Source organism: Coleofasciculus sp. G2-EDA-02, assembly GCF_040226375.1.
Classification (GTDB): domain Bacteria; phylum Cyanobacteriota; class Cyanobacteriia; order Cyanobacteriales; family Coleofasciculaceae; genus Coleofasciculus.
In genome coordinates, this window is the sequence record NZ_JAVKEW010000091.1 from 18464 (window position 1) to 27936 (window position 9473).

The 9473-nt window shown below is 44.4% G+C and carries 7 protein-coding genes; 3 read left to right on the top strand and 4 right to left on the bottom strand.

The window, feature by feature from the left end; all coding sequences use genetic code 11:
- Nucleotides 1–60: 60 nt before the first annotated feature.
- Complete coding sequence (locus tag RLO19_RS09925) at nt 61–234, top strand: hypothetical protein (protein ID WP_446334757.1); 174 nt, start codon at nt 61–63, stop codon at nt 232–234.
- 205 nt (nt 235–439) lie between these two features.
- On the opposite strand, the gene dndD is transcribed toward RLO19_RS09925, so the two are convergent.
- Both dndD and dndC read right to left on the bottom strand, forming a co-directional pair.
- Nucleotides 440–2425 (bottom strand): DNA sulfur modification protein DndD, encoded by a 1986-nt coding sequence (dndD, locus tag RLO19_RS09930; RefSeq protein ID WP_446355977.1) that lies wholly within the window; start codon nt 2423–2425, stop codon nt 440–442.
- Between the two features lie 230 nt (nt 2426–2655).
- Nucleotides 2656–4275 (bottom strand): DNA phosphorothioation system sulfurtransferase DndC, encoded by a 1620-nt coding sequence (dndC, locus tag RLO19_RS09935; RefSeq protein WP_446355979.1) that lies wholly within the window; start codon nt 4273–4275, stop codon nt 2656–2658.
- Between the two features lie 89 nt (nt 4276–4364).
- On the opposite strand from dndC, the gene RLO19_RS09940 reads away from it, so the two are divergent.
- A complete protein-coding gene (locus tag RLO19_RS09940) occupies nt 4365–5540 on the top strand; it encodes a DNA sulfur modification protein DndB (RefSeq protein WP_446355981.1) in 1176 nt (391 codons plus the stop codon).
- Between the two features lie 33 nt (nt 5541–5573).
- Here RLO19_RS09940 and dndB read toward each other — a convergent pair whose 3' ends face one another.
- Nucleotides 5574–6683 (bottom strand): DNA sulfur modification protein DndB, encoded by a 1110-nt coding sequence (dndB, locus tag RLO19_RS09945; RefSeq protein ID WP_446355983.1) that lies wholly within the window; start codon nt 6681–6683, stop codon nt 5574–5576.
- 73 nt (nt 6684–6756) lie between these two features.
- Nucleotides 6757–6948, bottom strand: coding sequence for a hypothetical protein (locus tag RLO19_RS09950; protein WP_446355985.1), 192 nt, complete (start codon nt 6946–6948; stop codon nt 6757–6759).
- A gap of 308 nt (nt 6949–7256) precedes the next feature.
- Between RLO19_RS09950 and RLO19_RS09955 the strand changes: the two genes are divergently transcribed.
- Complete coding sequence (locus tag RLO19_RS09955) at nt 7257–8855, top strand: DGQHR domain-containing protein (protein ID WP_446355987.1); 1599 nt, start codon at nt 7257–7259, stop codon at nt 8853–8855.
- Nucleotides 8856–9473 lie beyond the last annotated feature (618 nt).

The window sequence follows — 9473 nt, forward strand, 5'->3', positions numbered from 1 at the left end:
ATTTTATCTTGAAAAATTTCAGCAGACTTGTTTCACGAGTGTCTTTTAGGATTTACGGTTATGATGTCTGGTTTTTTAATGATTGCAATGTATGCCCTATTTTGGATGTGGTTCTTTGGCGGCTTTGCGCCGACGAAAAAACCTCCAGCGAAAAAGAAAACCCCAGAACAAGAGTTAGGAGAAGCGTTGAGTAAATATTTGGCGACGTTGAACAAACCGGGAAATGCCAAATAACCCAGGGTGTGGGGTGTAGGGGCGCAAGGCTTGCGCCCAGAAAGGCTTGCGCCCAGAAAGGCTGTGCCCAGAAAGGCTGTGCCCTAGGGTACTTTTTCGTTCTATCCCTTCTGCCTTGTGCCCTCTACCTTCTAGTTAACCCAGATAGGAATCAGCACAAGTCAACGCGATCGCGAAACCACCCCAACCCATTCTCCCACAATCCTTACCAAAAATAACCCGCTTCCACCACGGTTTGCCGTTCTTTGGGGTCATAATTAAGGCAATACTCTTGGGCAATAGCGTCTAATTCGCGCAGGCGTTTCACCTCAGTTTCTCCAATCTCAGTATCCGTCGATAACAGGATAACTTGATGAGACGCCGTGGGGAAATACCGTTCCACTAAATTACTACGGTGAGAGGAATCTAACCGTCCCAACGGTGTATCAATCGCTACTGGAAGATGACGCCCAGAAACCCGGGCAAGTCCCCAAAGAAAGGAAATCGCTAACAGTTGTTTTTCACCCGCCGAGAGACGGTGTTTGGGAATCGGTTGTCCTTCTGGATCATAGAGAGAAAGACTAAAGCTTTGGGTGTCAATAGCGACGCGGTGAACTAAGTCCGATTTATGCAGCAGATAACGGAAGCATTCGGTAACTTCGATTTCCAGTTTGTTGAGTTTTTTCAGAGTTAATTTCTCCCGAAATAATTCCAATGTGGTTTGCACCTTGGCAATCGAATTAATAATATGCTGATTATTGTTCAGTTTAATCGTTTCATCAGCATAAGTTTCTAACTCTTTTTTCGTTTCCCTAATTTGACGATCTATTTCATCACAGCGGCGAGAAGCATTTTCGTAAGCCGCTTTAACCTTAATCACTTGATTTTGGGCGTCAGTAAATGCCTGTTTCAGGGCGTTGTATGCTTCAGGAGACGCGGCGGTAGCAATTTGCCGATCCAAGGCATCAATATCCGTTTCTAGGGTTTGCAGACGTTCTCGTTGGCTTTGGGCGTTCTTTTGTGCAGTTGACAGTTCATACTTTAGCAGGGTTTCTAGGCGAGTGATAGCCGGTTCATCTGCTAATAACCACGGTTCCTCTTGGGCGGCAATTTCTTGATCCAGTTCTTGGTTTTCACTCTCTAGAAACGATTGAATCTGATTGACTCGCTTAGGTGTCAAGGAAATCTTTTTGATATACTGAATTAACCGAACATCCCGTTCTTTTAATACATCCCGTGTCAGTTTAGCTTGGTGCTGTTTTTGTTCCTGTTCCGCTTGAAATTTCGCTTGTTCTAGCAACGGGGAAATCAAAGAGAGAGGAAGCACACCAGCCGCCAAGTCTCGCATCTCTTGACGCACCTGATTTGCTTGTTCAATCAGCGTTTCCGATTGGGCTTCCAGTTGACTGCGTTCGCTGGCAAGTTTACCCCCTTCGGAGACAAATTTATCTGAAGCTAACTGTTGCTGTTTTTCGGCATCTTTGACTTGGGATTCTAGGGTGTCTACATCTTGGCTAGCAATTTCTAGCTTTGCTTTTTGCTCAATTAGCTTGGTTTCAATTTTATCTAAGGTTTCTATTACTTTCTGATTGGTAATGTCCCGGCGCTTACGACTAGCGAGAATATCTAAATCTGTGGATAGGCGTTCAGCAAGTTCTAAACCGAGGAGGGATTTAATTGCACTAACTACTAGCAGGGGTGGAGTTTCTAGTTCAGCTAGTGCTTTGACTTGTTCCCCATCAAAGAGAAATAAGTTTGAAATACCCAAGGGAAGCAGATTTTCGATATAATCATCCCAGGTATTTGCCAGAGCTATATCGGGCCACTCTTCATCGACTAAAATACACAAAGTATCTTTACCATCTTTGGGTTCTTTCGTCCAATAGCGGATAATTCTGATAATCCTGGGTTTATCGTCTTCTACGGCTTCAAAAGCCAATTCTATACGGCTTTTTTCCGTGGGGAGAATATTGCGGTTAACGCACTGGTTGAGAAAGTCGCTATAGCTTAAATTGCCTCTGGTGGAACATTGGGCGCGGGAACCATAGAGGGTAAGGCGAATAGCGTCCATCAGGGTTGTTTTACCACCACCATTCATCCCGCCCAGGAGAATAATTGGACGAGTAGAATCATTGGTTTCGGGACGGAGATTGATTGCTTGTCGCCCTAAATATGGACCAAAGTTTTCCAGGATGAGTTCCAGGAATATCATTTTAATTTCTTAGTTGAGATATAGGGTTATAATCAGGAAATTTGAAGAAGTGGGGTTAGCTCACAGCACCTAGTCGCAACAAGGCGAAAAACTAACTCCCCAGCCCCCTTACAGGAAAGCTATCTATGTCCTAAGCTGTTCAGCATTTAAACCATAATGTCAAGAATTGCGAGTCATTGTAATGCGAGCATCTTGCTCGCTGCTAATACCCAATTTAAATGCATTACAGCTTAATCTTCATCTTCAATATCCTCTGAATTTTGTTCTGGAAACTTCAAGCTAGCAAACGTTAACTGTTTGGGTTGAGTCTGCTTATTCTTGTTATCCCAAAATTCCCTAACATCATGACCTACTGAATCATTATTTTCAACATTTTTGGCGACATTTTTGAGTTGGCGCTGATAGTAGGCATGTTCAATCGCGTCTTCTCTAGAACGCGAACTGCTATTAAAGCATTTTTCTATCGCTTCATAGATACCGCGCCGGGATTTAGTCTGATATTGGCGTTCAGTGTCCAGAAGTTTTGCCATGAGTTCCAGATGCATTTCATCCGCATCACAGATTTCTTCTAAGACTGTCCATTCATCACTACCCAAAAGTTTGCGTTCGGCGCTAGGGCGGGAATCTTGGAAGGGTTCGCCTGTAACCTCTTCATAGATACGAGGTAAGCTGTCGTCAAATTCATGCTTTTCTTCTAACCAGATACGGCGAATTTCACTAAGTTCCTCTAGAGTAATCAGAGTGATATCACGCATATCTGGGGGCGCAGTATTCCGGACATGGGTTTGGGCTTCTAATACTCGCCTTAACCAATGTTCCCGCCAGTATTTCGTATAGGGACCATGAATCGGTTTAACTGAGATTTCACCATCAACATTGCGTTCAAATAGTTCGACTATACCATAAATGCGGCGGAAGTCTCTCTTGTCGTTATCGTTTTTAATATCCAATTCATTGCGAATATCAAGGAGAGGCTGCATCCACTCTTTCTCCTCGTCATTTTGGATCATCGCCTCCATGGACTTATCTTTATTAACCATTGTGCAAACCCAACAGCCAAACCGCGAATCACCACAGCTAGGTGTTGAGGTATCAACAACTAAAGGACATTCATTATCAGCTGTCGCCCCCTGATACATGGAAAATAAGTCTTTGTTGTTATTACCCCAAGGATTTTGCCACTGCATCAAATAAAGCCAAACTTCATCGTTGCGCCAATCTTCAATAGGAGAGTAAATTAGAGAGTTTGGTAAACTACCATTAGGGCTGAGGCGATCGCGAAGTCTACCCGCTTGATACTTTTCCATTGTGGCAGCACGTTTAGCACTTTCTGCCTTACGAGTACCCAAAACCAGAATTGTTTCACCATTCACTCGAACAACTTCACGGATAAAATGGTTCGCCGGATGAATTTTGAGGCGTTCGGTACACCAACGAAATTGGTTGCGCGGTGCTGGATATCCTTTCCCAATTAAGTTTACCCAAAAGGTTTGTTCAGTTTTCGGGTAGAGCAAATGGGGTTCTATCGGCATTTCTTGCTCTTTTGCCGCCTGCTTCATTCTTTCCAAAGATTTACGAACCCAGGTAGAGACAATCGGATTTTCTACCCGTGTGTCTGTTGTGATAACGTAAATCGTTTTTGTCCGTTTTTCCCCTGGCAACGCTGCGATCGCATTCCAGATTAATTGAAGTACGGCTGTACTATCTTTTCCACCACTCCAGCCAATAACGAAGGGTATTTCATCTTGACAGTATAAATCTTGGATTTCTGCTGTTAGTTTCTGTATATCTTCCACTAACTCAGCCACAGTGCGTGGTGGGAAGAGAGACGTCTGATGGGCTTGTGTCATCGTTCAAAGTCCGTGTTTTCTCGGTTTCCGTTTCCAGCGAGTCATAATTAGAATAGATACATAATGCTTCACTGATTTTATGGGTTTATATGTCTGATTACAACCTCCTCCAGTCTGAATCCAATCAGCCGCTTGATGAAGTGCTTGAGCCGTACTTTGCCAAGCATCACCGTCAAAAGTGCTATCCTGGGCTGATTTTCCGGCAGGGCAAGCGTCGAATGATCCAGATTAACGTTCCTGCCGATAATTTGCCTACTCTGCTTCAAGCCAAACCCTCCACAGATAACAATCCTGATTCTGGTAAAAATCGCCCAGAAGTAAAAGGACATACTGATGAAATCAAACAATATATCCTAAATCGTGTTGGTAAAGATAAACCCTGGATTGTCGGCACCCTAACTGCCAATGTTGATCCAGAAAAAATTGAGGTAATCGAATTGGGAAGGGGAATTTGTCTAGTCATCATTCCTCGTGGGGTTAAGTTAGATGTTACGGATGGACAGCATCGCAAGCGTGCAATTCACGAACTCATAGAAAGTCCTGATGGCGAGTCAGTTGCTGATAATGATTTTCCCATAACACTGGTTTTAGAGGAAAATTTTAGCCAGTGTCAGACTGATTTTAGAGATATGGCTCAAACTAAAGCATTGGATAAATCTTTACTTTTGTCCTTTGGTGAATTTGAGGGTACAGTTGGCATTACCAAAAATTTAATCGAGCAAGTTCCCATGTTTGAAGATAAGACGGAACGCATTAAGAATTCTCCATCTACGAAAAAGAAATTGATTTACACAACGAATTATATAGCTAAATTGGTCAGTTGTGCCTTTGCTAATGATCCGAATCATGCTCTAAAAGAACATGACGTTGATCAAGCCTCTGACGCCTTAACAAGTTGCCTCAATCAGTTTTTCTCAGAATGCAGTCAAACGCAAGATATTTGTGAAACTAATGTTGAAGACTTGACGGTTGAAGACATTGGTGCATTCAAAGAAGACTGTATTTTAGGGAGGAGTGTCGGACTAGAAATTCTTGGACGCTTGCTCTACTTAACATTGAACCGAGGCATTTATACATTTGACATAGAAAAAGTATTACAACTTGCCCAACTTGATTGGTCAACAGCAAGTGAAATTTGGCAGGGAAATATTATAAAAAAAGACCCTAATCCCACAAACCCATCTAAACCTTATAAAATTTCAGCCAGTGCCAGCCCTATAAGAATAGCGGTGAATGCAGCTAAGACAAAGTTAGGCTGGATGTAAATAGTGGTGATCATTTTAATCTCATCCAATCTTCTAACTCCGTTTAACTAAACCACTAGCATTTTTTAACTCTTCCTCCTGTGAGGTTAACGGTAAACCTAAATACCCTTTCAAATAAGCCACCATGCGCCTAACACTGGTTCGCGATCGCGCAATCTGACCCTTGACCATAATTCGCCCCTCCCAATCGGGATTAGAACGCGACCAATCAATCCGCCGCAATTCCTGCAAACGTTCCTCCCAGCTATTCGGATAAACCGAGAGTAACACTGACCCTACCGCCCCTAATCCCAAAAGCGCGATCCCATCACTATTGACATAATCCTGTCGCATCTCCCTGGCGCTTAAAGTCCGTTGTCTCACCGCCTCCCAATCTGGAATACAATAACTCACCGCTTGCCAATACCGAATTGCCAAATCAATCTGCTGATCCAATTCAGCCGTCTGCCAATCCGCCAACAGCATAGACGTAGCATTATATAGCGTATGCAGAGTAAATAGCTTCCCCGATCGCGCGGCTAATGTCCGATGTTCCCTATCTGTTAGGCTTCGGAACACATTAATATTTCTAATCACTGCTTTGACCACAGTCCCTTGGGGATGGCGATGATCATAGAGAATCGCCAATGAAGCATCAGGATGAACCCCATAACCGTTGAGATCCAAAAACATCTGCTGGGAATAGCGCAACCCAATATCCAACACTAAAATAACCGCCACCGTCTCATACCCCAGCGCTGGATTCTGCTTCAGCGCCCACTCAAACGCCGCGCAGCGATGTTGTCCATCAGTAATCTGAAATCGCGCATCCATGGGAACTCGTAATCGCCCCATTTTTCGCCCTTCTTTCTCTGTACCAATCGGTTCAAAATTAATATCAGCATCAATCGCGGCGGTAATCGCTGAAACGGTATAATTATCAGGATTATTCAAGATATAGTTCGCCATATCTGGGACTCGTTTAAAATTTAGCGATCGCGCCACTCTCTGATCCGGCGAATTCTCTTCATCCTCCCTCGCAAACAGCTTAGGAATAAATCGCACTGGACACATCGACACATAATATTCCCGTCCCGCTTGAATCCCTCGAATGGCGGGTAAAACGTACTCGAAAGAAGGAATTAGTCCTTTGTCATTGGTCATTTGTCATTCGTCCTAGTTTGAGGAATATTGACAAAACGGAATAGAGTTTAGTTGATTTTCATCCATTTACTGATTAGGAATTTTGGTTTTGTAATTCATCGTGTTCCAGGCGTGCTAATGTTGTTGCTGCATCCGCTAACATTAATGCAATATTCACACGCGCAACTTGATTTTTAGCAGCTTTCAACTCACCTGCGAGGAATTGCACTCGTGTCCGATACGCCTCGATAGAATTCGGATCTAATACTTTTACTAAATCATTCATTTTATTCACTCCAATTTGGGGTCAGTTATCGGTGACAAGCAAGAGGGGAGTCCCCCCAATATTTCCCCTTTATTTATTCCCCCCTTTCAAAGGGGGGCTAGGGGGGATTCCGGAGTGGGGGTACACTTCCCCTATGCTTACCAGTAGGGGTTTTCACCTCAAGTGACACGGATGTAGTTAAACCCGCCCCTACAAACCCTCACAGGTGACATACCTAGTATGACACAATTTTAGTTTTTAAAAACCTATTTGACATAAAAATATTAAACCAGTTATTTTTAAAAACAGACTAAAATATTATAAAACAGATGAATAGCCCCGACAAGCCAAAAGCAGACATCGCCAGCCAAATCCTGGAACAAGACAGCCAGGATCGACAGGCGCTAGCCCTGCTATTGGATCGCCACTTAGCCAGAAGCGATCGCCTCCTAGTCCAAAAAACCCAGATGGGGAGTACCGAAGCCTTTATCGGATCTGTCACCCTAGAATGGTTAGATAGCCGAGTCCGCTTCGCCTCCCAACTCCCCCTATTCCGGCAAAAATTCGACCCCCAAACCGACAACGTCATCCGGGATGAAGAAACCGTCGATGAAATCCTCCAACGACCCCTAGACTGGTCGCGTCAAGCCCCCCTCACCCAATACCTCGCCGCCCGCCAAGCCCATAAATTCCCCGCCGTTCTCGTCGTCCACAGTCCCACCTGGGTAGATAATCCCAAAGCCAAGGAATGGGATAAACAAGGACGCGCCCGCCAATCCGCCGCAGATTTCATTCCCCTCGACCAAAACCAAACCGTGGGACTCCTAGATATCTCCCCCTCTGTGTCCATCTTCGCCCTTGATGGTCAACACCGACTCATGGGTGTTCAGGGACTAATGACCTTACTCAAAACCGGAAGACTGCAACGTTACAACAAAAACAAGAAACCCGTGGGCGGTGTGATCACCATAGACGACCTAATCGACGAATACCAACTCGACCCCGCCTACCTACAAAGTCTCGCCCAGGAAAAAATCGGCATTGAATTCATCCCCGCCGTCGCCAAAGGCGAAACCCGGGAAGCCGCCTTGCGGCGAGTCCGGTCTATTTTCGTCCACGTCAACTTAATGGCATTACGCTTAAGTAAAGGACAACTGGCGCTATTAAATGAAAATGACGGCTTTTCCATCGTCGCCCGCAAAATCGCCGTTAATCATCCCTTATTAAAAGAAGTCCCTGGACGCAACCCCCGCGTCAATTGGGATAGCGCCACCGTCGCCGCAAAATCCACCGTGTTAACCACCCTCCAGGCGTTAACTGAAATGTCTCAACGGTATCTAGAACATAAATTCCCCCACTGGAAACCGCCGGAGAAGAAAGGGTTAATCCCGATGCGTCCCGATGATGAGGAATTAGAAGCGGGAATTGACACCTTTAATCAGTTTTTTGACCACTTAGCCAGCTTACCCAGTTATCAACGGTTAGAACAAGGAGAAGAAACCCCCCAGTTACGCCGCTTCAGCTTTGAGAACAATGGCGGTGAGGGGAATATCCTCTTCCGTCCCGTCGGGCAAATTGCCTTCACCCAAGCGTTAGGAATTGTGGTATTTCAGAAAAGGTTATCGCTAAAAACGGTATTTAAGAAACTCTGTAAATACGACGCGGAAGGGGGATTTAGTCATATAGATACGCCGCAATCCCTTTGGTATGGGGTGCTATTTGACCCAAATAAGAAGCGCATCATGGTATCGGGACGAGATTTAGCCGCCCGATTACTGATTTATATTATTGCGGGGACAGAGGATGGGATGGAAAAAGCAGAACTGCGGCGAGAATTAGCCGAAGCTAGAACGATTGAAGGGAAAGCCGTTGGGTTTAATGGTAAGTTTGTCAAGCCTCGAGATGTGGGACTTCCTCCCGTGTTGTGAATCCTGATAGATTGTGTGAAATTGAATTGTAATTGTAACGGTAGGGGCGACCCGCTTGCATCAAGTAACAACGGTGTCCACTTAATTTTATCGGGTCGCCCTTTACTCAAGTTTCTTTAACAGACTACCAATATTACCTGTTTATATAGCATGGACATGGTATTGGCTTGCCTGACTTGTCACGGGAAGTTTAGAAACATGCGTCGGGGCGGGTTTAGTCACATCTGGGTGCAAACGAAAAGATAGTAGTGAAACCCGCCCCTACACACTCGAAACTCAAAACTTACAGGATAAGCAATGGTGAAAGCCCTCGCGATTTATCCGAGGGATGAAACCGAGCGAGGCGTTTAGCCTAGCAACTTTAGTTGCTTTTATTGCTAATTATAGGTATAATAATAACATGAGAAAACAGAGTTTGTCGGTGATAACTCTGTACATATAAAAACCTTCTGAAAAATACAAAAATGGTGTACCTTCTCTTGCTAGGATTTCAAACGAGCCAAAATTCGTACAATGCCGATTTTCTCAGTCGGAATAGCACTTTTTGTAAAAACTAAATAGTTAATAAGTACCGTAGGGCATCCGGTAACTTCCTGATTAACTCAGGTAAAAGCTTGG

Bases quoted from the DNA above. Each gene is read 5' to 3' on its own strand.
- RLO19_RS09955 (WP_446355987.1), top strand. From the start codon at position 7,257: ATGAATAGCCCCGACAAGCCAAAAGCAGACATCGCCAGCCAAATCCTG.
- dndB (WP_446355983.1), bottom strand. From the start codon at position 6,683: ATGACCAATGACAAAGGACTAATTCCTTCTTTCGAGTACGTTTTACCC.
- RLO19_RS09950 (WP_446355985.1), bottom strand. From the start codon at position 6,948: ATGAATGATTTAGTAAAAGTATTAGATCCGAATTCTATCGAGGCGTAT.
- dndD (WP_446355977.1), bottom strand. From the start codon at position 2,425: ATGATATTCCTGGAACTCATCCTGGAAAACTTTGGTCCATATTTAGGG.
- RLO19_RS09940 (WP_446355981.1), top strand. From the start codon at position 4,365: ATGTCTGATTACAACCTCCTCCAGTCTGAATCCAATCAGCCGCTTGAT.
- dndC (WP_446355979.1), bottom strand. From the start codon at position 4,275: ATGACACAAGCCCATCAGACGTCTCTCTTCCCACCACGCACTGTGGCT.
- RLO19_RS09925 (WP_446334757.1), top strand. From the start codon at position 61: ATGATGTCTGGTTTTTTAATGATTGCAATGTATGCCCTATTTTGGATG.